Source organism: Nocardia sp. NPDC051832, from assembly GCF_040681285.1.
In the GTDB taxonomy this organism is placed as follows: domain Bacteria; phylum Actinomycetota; class Actinomycetes; order Mycobacteriales; family Mycobacteriaceae; genus Nocardia.
This window is the reverse complement of sequence record NZ_JBFAYL010000003.1, coordinates 557,746-574,795: the sequence shown is the minus strand read 5'-3', so window position 1 is coordinate 574,795 and position 17,050 is coordinate 557,746. Positions and strand designations below refer to the sequence as shown.

20 protein-coding genes are annotated in these 17,050 nt (G+C 68.0%); 10 read left to right on the top strand and 10 right to left on the bottom strand.

From position 1 onward, the window contains the following. Window positions 1-84 precede the first annotated feature (84 nt). Window positions 85-531 carry a hypothetical protein gene (locus AB0M14_RS20535; RefSeq protein WP_364997228.1) on the bottom strand — a complete coding sequence of 149 codons (447 nt, stop codon included), beginning with the start codon at window positions 529-531 and terminating at the stop codon, window positions 85-87. A gap of 85 nt (window positions 532-616) precedes the next feature. After that, window positions 617-1,237: a PaaI family thioesterase gene (locus tag AB0M14_RS20530; protein WP_364998982.1), complete on the bottom strand. Its 621-nt coding sequence runs from the start codon at window positions 1,235-1,237 to the stop codon at window positions 617-619. Window positions 1,238-1,392: 155 nt separating this feature from the next. Between AB0M14_RS20530 and AB0M14_RS20525 the strand changes: the two genes are divergently transcribed. The 5 genes from AB0M14_RS20525 to AB0M14_RS20505 all read left to right on the top strand — a co-directional run bounded on the left by AB0M14_RS20525 (window position 1,393) and on the right by AB0M14_RS20505 (window position 6,134). Beyond that, window positions 1,393-2,286 carry a 1,4-dihydroxy-2-naphthoyl-CoA synthase gene (locus AB0M14_RS20525; RefSeq protein ID WP_364997226.1) on the top strand — a complete coding sequence of 298 codons (894 nt, stop codon included), beginning with the start codon at window positions 1,393-1,395 and terminating at the stop codon, window positions 2,284-2,286. A 14-nt stretch (window positions 2,287-2,300) separates the two neighbouring features. Beyond that, window positions 2,301-2,693 (top strand): VOC family protein, encoded by a 393-nt coding sequence (locus AB0M14_RS20520; protein ID WP_364997224.1) that lies wholly within the window; start codon window positions 2,301-2,303, stop codon window positions 2,691-2,693. A 373-nt stretch (window positions 2,694-3,066) separates the two neighbouring features. Next, a complete protein-coding gene (gene menE, locus AB0M14_RS20515) occupies window positions 3,067-4,206 on the top strand; it encodes an o-succinylbenzoate--CoA ligase (RefSeq protein WP_364998980.1) in 1,140 nt (379 codons plus the stop codon). A 99-nt stretch (window positions 4,207-4,305) separates the two neighbouring features. Beyond that, complete coding sequence (locus AB0M14_RS20510) at window positions 4,306-5,301, top strand: ATP-binding cassette domain-containing protein (protein WP_364997222.1); 996 nt, start codon at window positions 4,306-4,308, stop codon at window positions 5,299-5,301. After that, window positions 5,298-6,134, top strand: a complete 837-nt coding sequence (locus AB0M14_RS20505) for an ABC transporter permease (RefSeq protein ID WP_364997220.1) — start codon at window positions 5,298-5,300, stop codon at window positions 6,132-6,134. Before AB0M14_RS20510 ends, AB0M14_RS20505 begins: the two co-directional genes overlap by 4 nt. Before the next feature lie 61 nt (window positions 6,135-6,195). Here the strand turns inward: AB0M14_RS20505 and AB0M14_RS20500 are convergent, their stop codons facing one another. Further along, window positions 6,196-9,918 (bottom strand): BTAD domain-containing putative transcriptional regulator, encoded by a 3,723-nt coding sequence (locus tag AB0M14_RS20500; RefSeq protein ID WP_364997218.1) that lies wholly within the window; start codon window positions 9,916-9,918, stop codon window positions 6,196-6,198. 175 nt (window positions 9,919-10,093) lie between these two features. On the opposite strand from AB0M14_RS20500, the gene AB0M14_RS20495 reads away from it, so the two are divergent. Further along, on the top strand, window positions 10,094-10,963 hold the full coding sequence (locus AB0M14_RS20495; RefSeq protein WP_364997216.1) for a 1,4-dihydroxy-2-naphthoate polyprenyltransferase: 870 nt from the start codon (window positions 10,094-10,096) through the stop codon (window positions 10,961-10,963). Window positions 10,964-11,037: 74 nt separating this feature from the next. On the opposite strand, the gene AB0M14_RS20490 is transcribed toward AB0M14_RS20495, so the two are convergent. The 5 genes from AB0M14_RS20490 to AB0M14_RS20470 all read right to left on the bottom strand — a co-directional run bounded on the left by AB0M14_RS20490 (window position 11,038) and on the right by AB0M14_RS20470 (window position 13,849). Continuing rightward, on the bottom strand, window positions 11,038-11,424 hold the full coding sequence (locus tag AB0M14_RS20490; protein ID WP_364997214.1) for a phage holin family protein: 387 nt from the start codon (window positions 11,422-11,424) through the stop codon (window positions 11,038-11,040). 80 nt (window positions 11,425-11,504) lie between these two features. Continuing rightward, window positions 11,505-12,083, bottom strand: coding sequence for a Clp protease N-terminal domain-containing protein (locus tag AB0M14_RS20485; RefSeq protein ID WP_364997212.1), 579 nt, complete (start codon window positions 12,081-12,083; stop codon window positions 11,505-11,507). Continuing rightward, window positions 12,083-12,304 (bottom strand): helix-turn-helix domain-containing protein, encoded by a 222-nt coding sequence (locus tag AB0M14_RS20480; protein ID WP_364997210.1) that lies wholly within the window; start codon window positions 12,302-12,304, stop codon window positions 12,083-12,085. Before AB0M14_RS20480 ends, AB0M14_RS20485 begins: the two co-directional genes overlap by 1 nt. Before the next feature lie 121 nt (window positions 12,305-12,425). Beyond that, a complete protein-coding gene (locus tag AB0M14_RS20475) occupies window positions 12,426-13,511 on the bottom strand; it encodes a PLP-dependent cysteine synthase family protein (protein ID WP_364997208.1) in 1,086 nt (361 codons plus the stop codon). Further along, window positions 13,508-13,849 carry a DUF4229 domain-containing protein gene (locus AB0M14_RS20470; protein WP_364997206.1) on the bottom strand — a complete coding sequence of 114 codons (342 nt, stop codon included), beginning with the start codon at window positions 13,847-13,849 and terminating at the stop codon, window positions 13,508-13,510. The genes AB0M14_RS20475 and AB0M14_RS20470 overlap by 4 nt, the downstream gene beginning before the upstream one ends. A gap of 183 nt (window positions 13,850-14,032) precedes the next feature. Between AB0M14_RS20470 and AB0M14_RS20465 the strand changes: the two genes are divergently transcribed. After that, window positions 14,033-14,242, top strand: coding sequence for a BldC family transcriptional regulator (locus AB0M14_RS20465; protein WP_209886541.1), 210 nt, complete (start codon window positions 14,033-14,035; stop codon window positions 14,240-14,242). A gap of 118 nt (window positions 14,243-14,360) precedes the next feature. Then, on the top strand, window positions 14,361-14,555 hold the full coding sequence (locus tag AB0M14_RS20460; protein WP_364997203.1) for a hypothetical protein: 195 nt from the start codon (window positions 14,361-14,363) through the stop codon (window positions 14,553-14,555). 12 nt (window positions 14,556-14,567) lie between these two features. Here AB0M14_RS20460 and AB0M14_RS20455 read toward each other — a convergent pair whose 3' ends face one another. Next, window positions 14,568-15,272, bottom strand: a complete 705-nt coding sequence (locus AB0M14_RS20455) for a hypothetical protein (protein ID WP_364997201.1) — start codon at window positions 15,270-15,272, stop codon at window positions 14,568-14,570. Between the two features lie 51 nt (window positions 15,273-15,323). Then, window positions 15,324-15,719, bottom strand: a complete 396-nt coding sequence (locus AB0M14_RS20450) for a VOC family protein (RefSeq protein ID WP_364997199.1) — start codon at window positions 15,717-15,719, stop codon at window positions 15,324-15,326. A gap of 198 nt (window positions 15,720-15,917) precedes the next feature. Here AB0M14_RS20450 and AB0M14_RS20445 point away from each other — a divergent pair, with 198 nt between their 5' ends. Together AB0M14_RS20445 and AB0M14_RS20440 are read left to right on the top strand one after the other, a co-directional pair. Further along, window positions 15,918-16,592, top strand: a complete 675-nt coding sequence (locus AB0M14_RS20445; RefSeq protein ID WP_364997197.1) for a DUF998 domain-containing protein — start codon at window positions 15,918-15,920, stop codon at window positions 16,590-16,592. A 39-nt stretch (window positions 16,593-16,631) separates the two neighbouring features. Continuing rightward, window positions 16,632-17,039, top strand: coding sequence for a VOC family protein (locus tag AB0M14_RS20440; RefSeq protein WP_364997195.1), 408 nt, complete (start codon window positions 16,632-16,634; stop codon window positions 17,037-17,039). Window positions 17,040-17,050: the final 11 nt, after the last annotated feature.

Genomic DNA, 17,050 nt, shown 5'->3' with positions numbered 1-17,050 from the left:
CAGAGCGGTTCCCCGGGCAGAAAAAAAGCCGCACACCGAAGTGCCCGTGGGGCGGGCATTTTCGGTGTGCGGCGGGCAGAGATTTCAGCCGGCGTGGCGCTGAACGAGATCGCCGACGCGCGGCAGGGCCTCGATGACGTTCTTCTTGGCCGAGGAGCGGACGGCGGAGTAGGCCTTCTGCAGAGCCGGGCGGGTCGACGCGTCGGCGCGGGCGTCGGTGACGGCCAGCAGCGACTCGGCGACCGCGTCGGACTTCGAGACGAGCAGGTCGGCGAACTTGCCCGAGCCGCTGGCCACGTGCTCCTGCCAGAACGGCTCCAGCTGCTCGACGAGCTTGGGGGCCAACGACTCCAGCGCATCCGGCACGATGGTCGGGCTGACCTTCTTGGCCGCCGCGTAGGCGCCCTTCACGGCCAGGCCGGACGCACCACCCTTGTCCGACACCTCGGCGTCCAGAACCTCCTTGGCATCGGCAAGGAAAGCCGTACGATTGGCGTCGTTGAGCAGGGATTCAGACAGTGCTGCAACCACTTTCAGGTTCCTCCGGATCGATGTCGATGAACGAGCGCTGGCCACTATACGCACCACTGGCAGCGAAGATGTGGCGCTGCCCGATTCAGGGCTGCCACGGCAGCAGCTGAACCATGAGTCCTTCACAATCGGCGAGGATTTCGCCCTGCTCATCGACCAATTCCGCGGTGATGAAAGTCTTGCGCCCGTCGATCCGGTCGACGCGCCCGCGCACCGCGAGCGGCGTTTCCAGCGGAGTGATCTTGCGGTAGTTCACATGTAGATACGCGGTGCGGCTGATCGGGCGGCCGGCGTAGTGCACGATCATGCCGAGCAGGTCGTCGAACAGCAGCGGCAGCACACCGCCGTGCGCGGCGCCGTTGCCGCCCAGATGGAATCGGCGGAACTCGCCCGCCATGGTGATGCCGTCCGGTCCGGCTTCGACTGTGCGCCAGGGCAAGAGCAGCAGGCTACCGCGGCCGGGAAGTTTCACGGCGCGTCCGGCGGGACCCTGGAGTTCGGGAGCGCGATGCGGCTCGAGCAGATCGATCAGCTCCTTCGCCTGGGCGAGGGCCGCGCCGAAGACCTCATCGGGCGCGTCGACGCAGACGGCGAGATCTTGCAGGGTGCGCATCGCCTCGACGAACGGGCCGAAGTTCGTCCCGATCTCGGCCTGGGAGACCTTGGGGAAGCCGCCATGCTTCTCGTAGCGGCTCTCGTCGACCATGCTGCGGTCGATTCGCGGCCGCGCACCATTGCCTGAAACAGGTTCCACTCGATCGTTCATAACTTGCACGGTAACGCGTCTTTTTACACCGTCAAGTCCTAAGTCTCGCCAACCGCCCACTGGCTAGTGCGCGCCACGCGACGATAATCTCTGGCGTGACGTTCAATCCGAAGTTGTGGCGGCCCGTTCCTGGATTCGAGAACCTGACCGACATCACCTACCACCGACATGTCGACCAGGGCACCGTCCGGATCGCGTTCGATCGCCCCGAGGTGCGCAACGCCTTCCGGCCGCACACCGTCGACGAGCTCTACCGCGCCCTCGATCACGCGCGGATGACCCCGGACGTCGGCGCGGTCCTGCTCACCGGCAACGGCCCCAGCCCCAAGGACGACGGCTGGGCCTTCTGCTCCGGCGGCGATCAGCGCATCCGCGGCCGCAACGGCTACCAGTACGCCAGCGGCGAGACCGCCGACACCGTCGACCAGGCCCGCGCGGGCCGGTTGCACATCCTCGAGGTTCAGCGCCTCATCCGTTTCATGCCCAAGGTCGTCATCGCGCTGGTCAACGGCTGGGCCGCGGGCGGCGGGCACAGCCTGCACGTGGTCTGCGACCTCACCCTGGCCAGCCGCGAGCACGCCCGCTTCAAGCAGACCGACGCCGACGTGGGCAGCTTCGACGGCGGCTACGGCAGCGCCTATCTGGCCAAGATGGTCGGCCAGAAGTTCGCGCGCGAGATCTTCTTCCTCGGCCGGCCCTACACCGCCGAGGAAATGCATCAGATGGGCGCGGTGAACAAGGTCGTCGACCATGCCGAGCTGGAGAACGTCGCGCTGGAGTGGACCGCCGACATCAACGGCAAATCCCCGCAGGCCCAGCGCATGCTGAAGTACGCGTTCAACCTGCTCGACGACGGGCTGGTCGGCCAGCAGCTGTTCGCGGGCGAGGCCACCCGGATGGCGTACATGACCGACGAGGCCGTCGAGGGCCGCGACTCCTTCCTGGAGAAGCGCGCGCCCGACTGGACCCCGTACCCCTGGTACTTCTGACCCGGACGGACACGATGGAGATCCTCAGCAGCCGGATAATCCTGCGGCCCGCCGACTATCCGGCCACGCTCGCGTTCTATCGCGACGCGCTCGGACTGGCGATCGCGCGGGAGTATCCGGGCGGCACCGTCTTCTTCGCTGGGCAGTCGCTGGTCGAGGTGGCGGCGCACGGCGGATCGGGTTCCCCCGGCAGGTTCGAGGGGGCGATCTGGTTGCAGGTGCGCTCGGCTTCGGACGCGGCGGCGGAATTGGCGCTGCGCGGGATTCCCATCGATCGCCCGCCCGTGCGGGAGCCGTGGGGCCTGATCGAAATGTGGGTGCGGGATCCCGACGGCGTACCGGTGGTGCTGGTCGAAATTCCGCCGGATCATCCGATCCGTCGGGATACCCGCAGTTCAGATCACTGATCAACGATCTTGTAGCGGCGGCCGAGTTGCCAACCCCGGGCCGGGCGAGGACGATAACGTTGATACCCGCGGCGTTCTCGCCGAGTCCGGCAGCGTGACTCGCGCCCTGCCACCCATCGAATTACCGAGGTGTCCGACCGCCGATGTCCGGGCACCCGACGCATACCGTCCGACGAGTGAATCGCAGACACCATGCCAGGCGTAGCTGAGCTTCTTTTCCAACCGACCCGTTCCGCGTGCGGCGGCGCGGGCATGACACGATCCCTACCGTGAGAGGGCGCAGCGATCGAACCATGGGCATCTTGCCTCTGGGCACGACAGGATCAACGGCAGGCGAGGTGCGAGCGTGAGTAGAAAACTGCGCACGCTGCCGATGCCCACCGGGTCCGGTGTCGGCGATGTGCTGCCGCATCTGCGGGAAGCGTTGGAGGGCAACGGGCCCGCGTGGCTACCGATCCCCACCAGCGACCGTCGCGAGGCGCGTCGCCTGTCCGACGCGCTCGGCCCGGGCGAACCGATCGACGAGGATGTCGCGCTCGTGGTCACCACCTCGGGCACCACCGGTGTGCCGAAGGGCGCGATGCTCAGCGCGGCCGCACTGCGCGCCAGCGGCGCCGCGACGCATGAGCGGCTGGGCGGACCGGGCAGCTGGCTGCTGGCGCTGCCGACCCATCACATCGCCGGAATCCAGGTGCTGCTGCGCAGCATTCAGGCCGGGACCGAGCCGACCGTGCTCGATGTCTCCGGCGGGTTCCTCCCGGAAGCGCTGGCGGGAGCCATCTCCGGAATGCGCGGGCCGCGCCGCTACACCGCGCTGGTCCCGACCCAGCTCATCAAGGCCCTGGACGCGCCGGTCGCGGCCGAAGCGCTCGCCCAGCTCGACGGTGTGCTCGTCGGCGGCGCGGCCACGCCCCCGCACGTCTACGAACGCGCTAAAGCCGCCGGTATCAACGTGGTTCGCACCTACGGCATGAGCGAAACCTGCGGCGGCTGCGTCTACGACGGCGTCCCGCTCGACGGCACCGAGGTCCGCATCGAAGACGGCCGCGTCGTCCTCGGGGGCGCCATGGTCGCGGTCGGCTACCGCTATCAGCCCGACCACCCGGCCTTCGCCGAACCCGGCTGGTTCCGCACCGAGGACGCCGGCGTCTACGAGGACGGCGTCCTGACCATCAGCGGCCGCCTCGACGAAGCCATCATGACTGGTGGCCTTCTGGTCATCCCCCAGGTCGTCGAAGCCGTGCTGGGCACCCACCCGGCGATCAGCGAGTGCGTCGTCCTGGGCCTGCCCGACGAACGCCTCGGCCAGCGCGTCGCCGTAGCGGTCGTCCCCGCCAAGGGCGCCACCCCGCCCACTCTCGACGAACTCCGCGACCACGTCGTCCGCGAACTCGACGCCATCGCCGCCCCCCGCGAACTCGCCATCCTCGACGAGCTCCCGTTGCACGGCCCGGGCAAGCCCAACCGCGCCAAGGTCCGCGAACTCCTGCTCACCGAGCACACCGCGAACTAGCTCGACCGCGCGCCGTGCAATGCCGGTGTGATCGGCGTGCAAGAGCCGGTGTGATCGGCGTGCAAGGGCGGTGCAAGACGGGCCGCGCACTGTAGTCGCATGACTTCATTCGCACCCACCTCAGTACTCGCCGTAGAGGCGAACGAGCTGGTCAAGGTGTTCGGGGAGCAGCGCGCCGTTGATGGCGTGAGCCTGGCCGTGCCGCAAGGTTCGGTGTACGGCGTGCTGGGACCGAACGGGGCCGGCAAGACCACCACCATCCGGATGCTGGCCACGCTGCTGCGGCCGGACGGCGGTAACGCCCGGATCTTCGGGCGGGACGTCGTCGAGCAGCCGACCGCCGTGCGCTCGCTGATCGGCGTCACCGGGCAGTACGCCTCGGTGGACGAGAAGCTGACCGCCACCGAGAACCTGATGATCTTCTCGCGGCTGCTCGGGCTGAGCCGGGCCGACGCCCGGCGCAAGACCGCCGAGCTGCTCGAGGAGTTCGACCTGACCGAGGCCGCCGGCAAGCCGCTGGAGCAGTTCTCCGGCGGCATGCGGCGCCGGCTCGATCTGGCCGCCAGCCTGATCTCCGCGCCGCCGCTGCTGTTCCTGGACGAGCCGACCACCGGACTCGATCCGCGCACCCGCATCCAGATGTGGGAGACCATCCGCCGTCTGGTCCGTGCGGGCTCGACGGTGCTGCTCACCACGCAGTATCTGGACGAGGCCGATCAGCTGGCGGACCGGATCGCCGTCATCGATCACGGCAAGGTGATCGCCGACGGCACGGCCGACGAGCTCAAGGCCTCGGTCGGCGGCTCCTCGCTGCACCTGACCCTGGTCAACCGGGCCCAGCTCGACGAAGCCCGCCGCATCGTCAGCGACTTCCTCGGCGCCGAGGCCCAGATCACCCCCGAAGCCGGTCGGCTCACCGCACCGCTGCGCACCGCCGACATGACCACCGATCTGTTGATTCGCTTGCGCGAGTGGGAGATCGGGGTCGAAGAGATCAACGTTTCCAAACCCAGCCTGGACGAGGTCTTCCTCACCATCACCGGCCGCCCGGCCGCGACGGAGACCTCCGACGACACCGAACGGAGCGCGGCATGACCGCAACCCTCACCGCCCCAGCCGATTCCGGCCGCACCCTCGCCGAGATCCCCGCGGTCAGCAACCGGGTCAGCCTGCGCCAAACGGTGCGGCACTCGCTGACCATGGCCTATCGCGGGCTCTTGAAGATCAAGCACAACCCCGAACAACTCTTCGACGTCACCATCCAGCCGATCCTGTTCACGGCGCTGTTCGCCTTCATCTTCGGCGGCGCGATGTTCGGCTCGGTGGACAACTACCTGCCCCTGTTCATCCCCGGCATCCTGGTCCAGACCGTGGTGCTGACTTCCATCGTCACCGGCACCCAGCTGCGTGAGGACATGGACAAGGGTGTCTTCGACCGATTCAAATCGCTGCCCATCGCCCGCATTTCGGCGCTGTCGGGCGCACTGATCGCCGACATGGTCCGCTATCTGATCGCGACCACGCTCACCGTGATCATGGGCCTGATCCTGGGCTACCGCCCCGGCGGCGGCTTCGTCGGCGTGCTGGCCGCGTGCCTGATGGTGATCGTGTGCTCCTTCGCGATCAGCTGGATCTGGGCGCTGGTCGGCGTCACCGGCAAGAGCGCCTCGGCGGTGCAGGGCATTTCGATGATCATCATGTTCCCGCTGACCTTCGTCTCCGGCGCCTTCGCCCCGGTCTCCTCGATGCCCGGCTGGTTGCAGGCCATCAACCACGCCAATCCGGTGTACTACATGGTCAAGGCCGCTCAGGAGCTGATGAACAGCAACCACTACGGCCCGAATCTGGCGTGGTCGCTGCTCGGTTCCCTCGCGGTGATCCTGATCATCGCGCCGATCACGGTGCGCGCGTACATGCGCCGGGCGTGATCAGCTGAATACCGGCGCAGGCCGAGGGATTCCCTGGAATCCCTCGGCCTTTCGCTGTCGCTCAGCGGCCGTCGTGAATCTTTTGCAGTAGCTCCATGATTCGATCGGCGGCGCGTTTGCGCCCCAGATGTGTGACGCGGTTGAGGGTTTCGGCGACGCGGTCGGGGCCGACGGCGGTTCGGGCCGCGTCCAGGTGGCGGGTGACCTGCATGGACGGATAGTCCTGGCGGGCTTGGACTCTGGTGGCGAGACCGAGGAGTTCCAGGCCGCGGGCCGGGGCGGCGCGGGTGGCCAGGAGGTAGGAGCCGATCGCGCAGGCTACCGAGCCGAGTTGGGGCAGGTCGTAGAGTTGGTTCAGGATCGCCAAGGCGTTGTCGATCAGGCGGGGTGCCAGGTCACCGGATTCGGCGACCGCGCCGTGCAGGATGTGCGCGTCCAAGGCCATCGCGCCGAGCATGATGCTGCCGGGGCCCGGGCCGAGGGTGGGCTCGGGCCAGTTGTAGAGCTCGAGCGCGCGCCAGTGCCGGCGCAGCCCCTCTTCGATATCGCCTTCGGCCAGTGCGAGTTCGGCCGCGGCGCCGGTGACCATGCCCGCGAGCTGGTTCGGCGCGCCGGAGATCGCGTCGATCTCCGCGGCGTCCGGTCCGAGCGCGAGATCGATTTCCTGCCGCGCCCGGGCCAGCTGGCCGGCGCCGACCAGGGCCGCCGCGAGGTGGGCCCGGGTTTCGATGCTCTCCTCCGAAGTGCCCAGTTTCCGGAGCAATTCGAGGCACCGCGTGTAATAGGTGACCGCCTCGTCGTAACGCGCGACCTGCCCGCAGACGCCGCCGAGATGCCGGCACACCATGGCCACGTTCCAGACCTCGGCGGGCGGGAATTCCTCCAGCGCGCGAATGGCGTCCACGGTGGAGCCGCGCACGTCGCCCAGGTTCTCGCGGACGTTGGCGCGCAGCATCAGCGCACTGGATCGGGTGGCTGGATCGGCGGAGCGGACGCCCCCGGCGAGCAGCCTGCCGACGCCCTTGCCGTCGGCCCGGGTCACCATGATCCGGCCCAGGAACTGTTCGTGCGGGCTGATATCGCGGCGGCGCAGCAAGCGGCGCACCCGGATCCGGAGCCGGGCCAGGGCGCGCACGTCGTCGCCGATGTAGGCGAGGTGCAGGAACACCAGCAGGTAGCAGGTCATCTGTAGCTCGATGGACGGCTCGTCCGGATCGCCGACGGGGTCGAGAGCGAGCAGGCGGCGCACCCAGGCCATCACTTCCACGTGCGACCCGCGGATCACCCAGAGGCAGCCGAGCACCGGGAACACCGTGTACATGGTCACCGAGTCGCGCCGCTCCACCGCGTAGCGCAGCACCGCCAGCAGATTGTCGAGTTCCGCGGCCACCGACAGCGCCAACCGGATCTGATCGGCCTGCTCCCGGGTGGCGGCGGCCTCGACGGCGAAACGGCGCGCCCACAACACCATTCGATCCATCACCTGATCGGACTCACCCGCCAGCGCGAGCTGTTCCTCGCCGTATTCGCGGACCGTTTCCAGCATGCGATAGCGGGTGCCGAGTTGCTCGTCGTCGAGCACGGTCAGCAGCGACTGGTTGACCAGCCCGTCCACGGCCGCCGCGACATCGCCGAGGTCACCCGCCACACCCTCGGCGGCCGACAGCGTGAATCCCGCTGGGAATCGGCACATTCGGCGCAGGGCCAGCTGCTGATCGGATTCCAGCAGATTCCAGCTCCAATCGATCACCGCGTGCAGCGTGCGATGCCGTTCCGGGGAACTGCGATCGCCGCTGCGCAGCAACGTGAATCGATCCGTGAGCCGATCGTTGATCTCCTCGACGCTCATCGTGCGCACCCGCGCGGCCGCGAGTTCGATGGCGAGCGGCAGGCCATCGAGGGTGCGGCACAGCTCTGCGACCACCTCCGGATCCAGCCGGACCGTCGGCCGCACCGCCCGCGCCCGCGACATGAACAGATCGGTCGCCGGTGAACCCGCCGCGTCGATGGCCAAGGGCGGCAGCGGATACACGGTCTCGGCGGTGATCATCAGCGGTGCGCGGCTGGTGCAGAGCACGGTCAGCCGCGGACCGGCGCCGATCAAATCGGCGACCACCACCGCGACCGTTTCGACGAGGTGCTCACAGTTGTCGAGGATGAGCAGCATCGGCCGCGCCGCCAGCGCGTCCCGCAGGCGTTGGCGCGCCTCGGGCACGTAATGCCCTCGCAGCGAAGCCAATTCGTAGATCTCAGCACCGGAGACCGCCGCCTCACGCAGCCGCTGCTGAGCGTCGGCGACGTACTGCTTGCGCAATCCGGTGGTGTCCATCGGCAATTCGCTCAAACCGAGCGCGGCGCTGATCGTGCCCTCGATCTCGGCTCGCGCGCCCTCCTCGGTGCTGTCCGCGCGAATGGAGGCCAGCTCCACCAGCACCACCGGGAGATGCTGTGCCGCACGGGCTCCCACTTCGTTGGCGATGCGGGTCTTTCCGGTGCCGCCAGGGCCGAGCACGGTCACCACCCTCGACTCGGGCAGCAGCAACGCGAGCGCGGCCAGATCGTCTTCGCGCCCCAGCAGAGCGTTCGGCGCGGCGCGCAGCCCGCTCGCCATCGACGCCTCGGGCGCGACAGCCGCGCCACCCTCGCGGCGGACACTGGGATCTGTGGCGCCACTGAACGCTTCGCCTGCACCGGCTCGGCGACTGCCACCTTCGCCGGAAAAATCAGTGACGCCGAGCGCAGCAAGGTTCGCCACGCCTAGATCCGCATAGGGGTCCCGACTAGTGGACGAGGTTCTGCCGGGTGTTGCGGGCACACCCCTGGTACCGCGCGAGTCGGTCGACGGCCGACTGGTTTCCCGGCTTTCGAGATCAGTAGTCGCCAGGCGAGCCGGATCTGCCACATTGCGGCCATGTGCCGAATCCGGTGCCTCGACGGGTGGTGATCCGGCCGCGGAGAGCTGCGCGCTTCCGGGCGGCGGAGTGCTGGGGTGGATCGGCCCGAAACCGGGCGGGCGCCCGATGCCGTTGCTGCCCAGAGGTTCTCCGCGCAGGATCGCGGTGTTCAGGTCGACCAGGTCGCGGCCCGGGTCGGCGCCCAGCTGGTCGCCGAGCCGAGTGCGAAAGGCGGCGAAGGACTCCAGCGCTTCGTTCCCCCGGCCGGTCAGCGCCAGCAGGCGCATGAGGGTCTGCTGGGCAGGTTCGTCGAGCGGTTGTTCGGCGGCCAGCTGACGGGCGATGCGGAGTGCGCCGTCGAAGTCGCCGCCGGACTGACGGGCGGTCAGTTCGAGGGTGTCGAGTTCGCGCAGCCGGGCCGCGGCGGTGGTGGACAGTTCGTCGGCCACTCCGCCGGGCGGGAGATCGGCAGCGGGTTCACCCCGCCAGAGCGAACGCGCCTGCGCCGCCGCCTGGACGCAGCCCGCCGTATCGCCGTTGTCCAGGCAGGCGCGCGCGTCCCGGAGCAGATCCGCCGTCAAGGGCAGGTCGACCTGGTCGGGCCGCAGGCTCAGCCGATACCCGGCCGGGCCGATCTCCAGTGCACCGTCCGGCAGCGACGAGCGCAACCGCGAGACCTGAGTGTGCAGGGCGTTCATCGGAGCGCGCGGCGGCTGCTCGCCCCAGACGTCCTCGATCAGGGCCTGGGCGCTGCGGGCCCGGCCCGGGTGCAGGGCCAGAGCGGCCAGCAGCAGGCGGGATCGGCTGCCCGGGACCGCGGTGAGCGTGCCGTCGCGGCGTAGCGCGATCTCACCCAGCAGGGCCACCACGACCGATTCGCCTGCGGGCATCGTCCCTCGACTGTGCCCGTCCGGGCCGCTGTGTTCCGGCAACATTCCTCGGCAATCCTAAGCCAGCGGCACCCGCTCGGTCCTCCTGGTTTTCCGGCGCGTGGCGGGGCGGGGGGCGTGTGGTGTGCCGCACGCCCAGGAGGCCGGGGACGGGCGCGCCCATTAGGCTCGGCGCATGGCTACTGCAGCGCAATGGATCGAGGGCGCGCGCCCTCGTACTCTGCCGAACGCGATCGCGCCGGTGCTGGCGGGCACCGGCGCGGCCGCCGCACTGGACGGATTCGTGTGGTGGAAAGCCGTTCTCGCGCTGCTTGTTTCGCTGGCGCTGATCGTGGGCGTGAATTACGCGAACGACTACTCCGACGGTATCCGCGGCACCGACGACGAGCGGGTCGGGCCGTTGCGGCTGGTCGGATCGAAGCTGGCCACGCCCGGCGCGGTGAAGAACGCGGCGATCATCAGCCTCGGAATCGGCGCGGTGCTCGGCCTGGTGCTGGCGGCGACGACCGCGTGGTGGCTGCTGCTGGTCGGCGTCGCCTGCCTGGCGGGCGCGTGGTTCTACACCGGCGGCAGCAAGCCCTACGGGTACAGCGGATTCGGCGAGATCGCGGTATTCGTGTTCTTCGGGTTGATCGCGGTGCTCGGCACCGAGTTCGTGCAGGCCGAGAAGATCGACTGGGTCGGCGTGGTGCTCGCGGTGGCGGTCGGTTCGTATTCCAGCGCGGTGCTGGTCGCCAATAATCTGCGCGATATTCCGACCGATACCGAGTCCGGGAAGACCACGCTCGCGGTCAAGCTCGGCGATCCGCGCACCCGCACACTGCATCTGGCGCTGCTGGTGATCCCGTTCATCGCGACGCTGGCGCTGGTCGCGAAGACGCCGTTCGTGCTGGTCGGACTGCTCGCGATTCCGCTCGCGGTGCGCGCCAACGCCCCGGTGCGCGGCGGCAAACAGGGGCTGGAACTCATTCCGGCCCTGCGCGATTCCGGCTTGGCCCTGCTGGTGTGGTCCGCGCTGACGGCGCTCGCCCTGGCCTTCGCCTAGGTCCGAATACCGGCGACGCACCCCCGGTGGATGTCCACCGGGGGTGCGTCGCGCCGGGCAGTGCCGCGGTCCGGTCAGTCGTTGTCGGGCACCAGGATGCCCAGCACCCAGTTGACCAGCCAGATGATGATGCCGCCGAGGAGCGCCGCCCAGAAGCTGCCGATGTGCAGGCCGTAATCGGAGAACGCGTCGGTGATCCAGGAGGTCAGGAACAGCATCAGGGCGTTGACGATCAGCAGGAACAGTCCGAGCGTCAACACCACCAGCGGCAGCGAGAGCATTTTCACCAGCGGCTTGACCAGGGCGTTCACCAGGGTGAACACCGCCGCGATGACGAGCACCGTGATGATTTTCCCGCCGTTGCCCTGGTCCGCCGGATAGACGATGTCGATCTTGTCGACCCAGGCGGCGGCCAGCCAGATGGCCACTGCGTTGATGATCAACCGAATCAGAAGCTGCATGGGGCCATGCTAGGCCCGATGGGCGGACGGGGCGCGCGCACAACACGGTGTCCAGTCCGGTTCCGATCGCCCCGGACACCTCAGGCCGCGCGGTCGAGCAGTCCGTGCACCTTGGGACGCAACTCGCTGATCGCCTCGGAACCACCCAGCAGCCGGGTGGTGGTCGCGTTCGGCGCGCGCAGGACGGCGAGCAGGATGTGTCCCGCTTCGATGCCGTTGTCCTTGCGGGCCAGGGCTTCCCGCAGCGACAGCTCCAGCACCTTCTTCGCCTCGCGAGTGAAGGGGATGTGCCCGAAGCCTTTGCCCCGCCCGAAGAATCCGCGTTTGCCCTCGGCAGGCACTGCCCGGTCGAGGGCGTCCTCGCCGAAGGTGGCCTCCAGGCTCTCCCGGACGGCGTCGAGGTCGATGCCGATGGAACGCAGCGCCTCCGCGTCGGCCTGGCCCAGCGGTCCGGCGGCGCCCTGCTCGGACAGTGCGCCCCACACTCCCGCGTGGGTGAGACCCGACGCTGCCAGGAGCGCCTTCAAGGTGTCGTCGCCCTGCGACAACAGACCGAGCAGCACGTGCTCGACATCGATGGTCGGGGCGTGCAGTTCGCGCGCGTCTTCCTGCGCGACGACCACGGCCATGCGGGCTTCTTTGCTGAACCGTTCGAACATCAGCGGCTCCTGCCTCTCCGGTTGTACTTCTGGTGGACCGCCTGCTTGCTGACCTCGAGCGCTTCCGCGATGGCTTGCCAGGACCAGCCCTGTTCGCGGGCGTTGGCGACCTGGATCGCTTCCAATCGTTCGAGCAGCCGACGCAGGGCGAGTACCGCGCGCAGCCCGACCGTGGGGTCGGGACTGCCGGCGGCGGCCGCCAGGTTGGTTGCTTCTGTCATGTCGTCAATTTTGGTTGACGCGCGGCCTCGTGTCAACAAAAATTGACGACTGCGGCTGTTCGCCCACAGAAAAAACACCCCCGCGCTCCGAGCGGAGCGCGGGGGTGTCCGGCATGCGGGCCTAAGCGGTCCAGGCCCCGGTGGCGTGGAACTTCTCCAGAATCGCGGTGGGCTCGGCCAGGCTCATGCCCTGCGCGGCGACCCAGGAATCGTCGAAATAGGTACCCGAATAGCGGTCCCCGCCATCGCAGATCAACGTGACGACACTGCCGGAGCGGCCCGCGGCGATCATCTCGCCGATCAACGCCCACACACCCCACAGGTTGGTGCCGGTGGACCCGCCCACCCGCCGGCCGAGGGCGACGCTGGCGTGCCGCGCGGCCGCGATGGAGGCGGCGTCGGGCACGTGGATCATCCGGTCGATGACCTCTCCGATGAACGACGGCTCCACCCGCGGCCGGCCGATTCCCTCGATGCGGGACGGCATTCCGGTCTGATAGCCCACGTCGGCGGTCTCGTAGCCGCCGTAGAACGCGGAGTTCTCCGGATCCACCACGGCCAGTTTGGTGGCGTGCCGGCGGTAGCGGATGTAGCGGCCGATGGTGGCGCTGGTGCCGCCGGTGCCCGCGCCGACCACGACCCACTCCGGGACCGGGCACGGCTCCAATTCCATTTGCTGGAAGATGGATTCGGCGATGTTGTTGTTGCCGCGCCAGTCGGTGGCGCGCTCGGCGTTGGTGAACTGGTCCATGTAGTGGCCGTTGTACTCGCTGGCCAGCCGCGCCGCCTCGGTGTACATATCCGGCGGGCGCTGCACGAAATGGCAACGGCCGCCCTGCGCTTCGATCAAGGCGATCTTCTGCGGAGAGGTGCTCGCGGGCATGACCGCGACGAAGTCCAGCCCGAGCAGTTTCGCGAAATACGCCTCACTGACGGCGGTCGAACCCGAGGACGCCTCCACCACGGTGGTGCCCTCGGTGACCCAGCCGTTGCAGATCGCGTACAGGAACAGCGAGCGCGCCAGCCGATGCTTCAAACTGCCTGTGATGTGGGTCGATTCGTCCTTCAGGTACAGCTGAATGCCCCACTCGGCGGGCAGCGGATAGCGCAGCAGATGCGTGTCGGCGCTGCGCTGGGTGTCGGCGTCGATCAGGCGGACCGCGTTGTCGACCCAGTCCCGCGGTGCGCTCTGATCGCAGAACTTCACTTGTCCTCCGCCTCGCCGCGCAGCCGGGCGCGCAGCTGCGCCTTGTCCTGGCGGCGCTGGGCGTCGACCACCGCGATGTCCTCGTTGACCTGCGTGCGCAGCTTCTTGAACAGGGTCAGCGACAGCGGCATCGCGATGATCAGCGCGAACAGCGCCGCCACCACGATCGGGATCTCGACTTTCACCAGCTTGGCCACCAGCACGATCACGGCCGTGATGACCGCGACCAGCACCAGCCTGGCCAGGGTGTACAGGGCGAGATTGCGGACCAGCCGCTTGTTGTTCGGCTGCGGGGGTTGCTGGGCGGATGCCCGATCTGGCTGAGTTGCGTCGCTCACGTCTGCCAGCGTATGCGAAGCTGTTGCCCGCCCTCGGTCCCTACCCATCGCCGAGGTCGGGCGCTTATCCGTTTTGTCCATTACTTCGCCTTTACCAAATGTAGGTGGTTCGCGTACCTAGGGGTTGGGGTGCAACGATGGCGCCATCTGATGAGGGAACTGTCGAGAACGGAGAGGTTTGCTATGAGTGCGATCACCGTCGGCGGCCAGGACACCCTGCTGACACCGGGACAAGTTGCTGCCATGTTCCACGTCGATCCCAAGACCGTCACCCGCTGGGCCCATGCCGGGCGCCTCGGGTCGCTGCGCACCCCCGGCGGTCACCGCCGGTTTCGTGAGTCCGAAGTCCTGCAGCTATTGCGTTCGCTGACCACCGAGGCATCCGTCCGCTGAGTGCCCGGGGGGCGCGGGTCCCTGTCAATGCCCGCGCCCGGTCCAACCCAACAATTTCGTGTCTGCGGTGTGCATCGGGCACGCACGCGGCTAACCTTCTAACCAGGAGGTGAGCCACGTGACGTACCTGTTGGCACTCATCGCAGTCGTAGTAATCGCGGTGCTGTGCTGGAAGGCTTTCGGTCCGGAACGGATGGGCGAGCCGGCCCCGCGAGCCCCGCAGAAGCGGGTTCTGGGGCCGGATGATGATCCCGATTTCCTGTGGCGGCTGTCGAAGCAGCGGCGGGACGGGGACGGGTCTTCCGAGCGTTGAGGTCGTCCGGCGTCACGCGAGTGCTTGCGTGATGTTCGGGCGATCGGCTGGGTTGTCGAAGTAATACCGGACCAGGTGGTACGCCAGGAGTGGGTGTACTGCCAGATGGTTGTCGTGCAATGTCACCGCGGCCGGGCCGTTCGCCATCCGGTGCAGGCGAAGGGCTTTCGGGCCGACGTGGCTCAGGACCGCTTCCAGATCGTGTACCTCGATGGCGAACGCGTTCCACCATTGGCGAGAGGTGCCCGCGTTCAGGAACGGGCGAACTCGCGAGATCTGTTCCCAGCGCATCGCGACGTGACTGCCGTCGTAGCTGCCGAAGATCACCCGAGTCGGTGTCAGTCGTAAGCCGGTCAGATGTTTACTGCCCGCGTGCCGCCAGGAATGGATCCCGAGGAGCAGCGTCGGCACCGCGAAGGCGCCGACACACAGCACCCCGCCGATCGCGTCCCACGCACCGTCGATGACGATGAACGGCACGCTCGCCAGCACCGCCGCGGTGAACAGGCCGCCGAAAACGGTGAACAGAATCCCCTGCAATTTGCTCGACCGAACCGACGGGACCAGCAAGCCTTCTTCACCGACGCCGTCATGATCCACCCAGACGACGTGCACGCCGTCGCTACCCCGGGCCCGATACTTGCGCTCGCGCTTGTCGTTCCGCTTCCATTCCGCCGGCCACGACAACGATTCCACCCGCTGGTCCACCCCACTCACGCCAGCGATCGTTCCACATCTGACCCGCCCCAGCGACTTTCGCATGCCGAGCTAGGAGGCGGTGGCGACCTTCCAGATGTAGCCGTCGGGATCGGTGAAGTAGGCGTCGTAGCCGCCCCATTCAGCTTCGGTGGGTTCCCTGAGGACGGTGGCGCCGGCCGCGACGGCGGTGCGCATGGCCTCGTCTACCTGGTCGCGGGAGTCGGCGAGGAAGTGGAAGGAGAAGCCGCGGAAGCCGGAACCCGTGGCCGAGACGCCCGCTTCCTGAGCCACCGCGTCCCACTCGTAGAGGGCTAGCGCGGAGGACCCCGCACCCAGTCCGAGCCGGACGAAACCTGGGTAGTCCTGCTCGATTTCGCAGCCCATACCTTCGACATAGAACTTCTTGGCGCGATCGACATCCTTGACGCCGAGCATGATGACGTTCGCCTGCAACTTGATGTCCATGCAAGTCACAGTAGGTGCGGACGCCTGCTGTCACGGCCCGATTCCGGGCCGATTCGTCAAGAGGACTGAACCGATTTCGCCGCGGCTGAGGTTCCCGCAGGCCCAGCGATGAATTCCGCGATGGTGCGACGTCAGAAGGGATAACAATCGCTTTCGGTGCGGCATACCGCTCCGGAAAACCTGCCAGGAGTACCCGCTATGACCACCTCCTTCTTCTCCTACGCCGGCACCGCCGCACGGAAGCAGGCCGCCAGCACTACAGCCCTGCTGACCTGCGGCGCGATCGCAGGCCCGCTGTTCGTCGGCAGCGTCCTGATCCAGGCGGCCACCCGCGAAGGCTTCGACCCGGTCAAGCACCCCCTCAGCATGCTCAGCCTCAGCGAACTCGGCTGGATGCAGATCACCAACTTCATCCTCAGCGGCCTCCTGGTCCTGGCCGGCGCCCTCGGCCTCTCCCGCGTCCTGACCACCGGAATCGGCAGCACCTGGGGCCCGCGCCTGTTCGCCGCCTACGGCTTCGGCCTGATCGCGGGCGGCGTCTTCGTCGTCGACCCCGGCTTCGGCTACCCGATCGGCACCCCCGACGAGGCCCCCGCATCACTGACCTGGCACGGCGCCCTGCACGCCGTCGCCCCCGTCCTGGCCGCCCTCGCCCTGATCGCCGCCACCATCGTCTTCGCCCGCCGCTTCCGCCAGGAAGGCCGCACCACCTGGTTCGCCGCCACCATCGCCATCCCCACGGTCTACCTGATTCTCTCCGCGATCACCTTCGCCGCCAGCGACTTCCGCTGGATGCTCACCGGCGGTTCCCTGATCTGGCTCTGGGCATCGGCTGTAATGGCACTGCCCTTGTTCACCCGCCGGCCCCGCTGACCCTCGCCCCCACCGAGCACCCCTCCGAAAGGACCAACCATGAACTGGACCCTCGAGGTCGTTATCGTCCCGGTCTCGGATATCGACCGCGCGAAAGCCTTCTACAGCGAACAGCTCGGCTTCATCGTCGACCACGACACAAAGGTCGGCGACGACATGCGAATCGTCCAGCTGACCCCACCCGGCTCCGGCTGCTCCATCGTGATCGGCGAAGGCGCAGTCCCCCACATGGAACCAGGCTCCATCAAGGGCCTCCAACTAGTCGTCCCCGACATCCACCAGGCCCACCGGGAACTGGTAGCCCGCGACGTCACCGTAACCGACATCCAGGTGCTGGGCGAAAACCCTTCCCCCACCGCAGATCCCCTCGACAACGTCGGCTTCCTCTTCTTCGAAGACCCCGACGGCAACAGCTGGGGCGTCCAGCAGATCTCCTCCCGCGCCTGAGCCGAAACCGC

What these genes read in the sequence shown, in the direction of transcription:
- AB0M14_RS20520 (WP_364997224.1), top strand. Translation starts at nt 2,301, where the DNA reads ATGGAGATCCTCAGCAGCCGGATAATCCTGCGGCCCGCCGACTATCCG.
- AB0M14_RS20450 (WP_364997199.1), bottom strand. Translation starts at nt 15,719, where the DNA reads ATGGACATCAAGTTGCAGGCGAACGTCATCATGCTCGGCGTCAAGGAT.
- AB0M14_RS20465 (WP_209886541.1), top strand. Translation starts at nt 14,033, where the DNA reads ATGAGTGCGATCACCGTCGGCGGCCAGGACACCCTGCTGACACCGGGA.
- AB0M14_RS20500 (WP_364997218.1), bottom strand. Translation starts at nt 9,918, where the DNA reads ATGCCCGCAGGCGAATCGGTCGTGGTGGCCCTGCTGGGTGAGATCGCG.
- AB0M14_RS20490 (WP_364997214.1), bottom strand. Translation starts at nt 11,424, where the DNA reads ATGCAGCTTCTGATTCGGTTGATCATCAACGCAGTGGCCATCTGGCTG.
- AB0M14_RS20505 (WP_364997220.1), top strand. Translation starts at nt 5,298, where the DNA reads ATGACCGCAACCCTCACCGCCCCAGCCGATTCCGGCCGCACCCTCGCC.
- AB0M14_RS20480 (WP_364997210.1), bottom strand. Translation starts at nt 12,304, where the DNA reads ATGACAGAAGCAACCAACCTGGCGGCCGCCGCCGGCAGTCCCGACCCC.
- AB0M14_RS20440 (WP_364997195.1), top strand. Translation starts at nt 16,632, where the DNA reads ATGAACTGGACCCTCGAGGTCGTTATCGTCCCGGTCTCGGATATCGAC.
- AB0M14_RS20485 (WP_364997212.1), bottom strand. Translation starts at nt 12,083, where the DNA reads ATGTTCGAACGGTTCAGCAAAGAAGCCCGCATGGCCGTGGTCGTCGCG.
- AB0M14_RS20510 (WP_364997222.1), top strand. Translation starts at nt 4,306, where the DNA reads ATGACTTCATTCGCACCCACCTCAGTACTCGCCGTAGAGGCGAACGAG.
- AB0M14_RS20530 (WP_364998982.1), bottom strand. Translation starts at nt 1,237, where the DNA reads ATGGTCGACGAGAGCCGCTACGAGAAGCATGGCGGCTTCCCCAAGGTC.
- AB0M14_RS20495 (WP_364997216.1), top strand. Translation starts at nt 10,094, where the DNA reads ATGGCTACTGCAGCGCAATGGATCGAGGGCGCGCGCCCTCGTACTCTG.
- menE (WP_364998980.1), top strand. Translation starts at nt 3,067, where the DNA reads ATGCCCACCGGGTCCGGTGTCGGCGATGTGCTGCCGCATCTGCGGGAA.
- AB0M14_RS20445 (WP_364997197.1), top strand. Translation starts at nt 15,918, where the DNA reads ATGACCACCTCCTTCTTCTCCTACGCCGGCACCGCCGCACGGAAGCAG.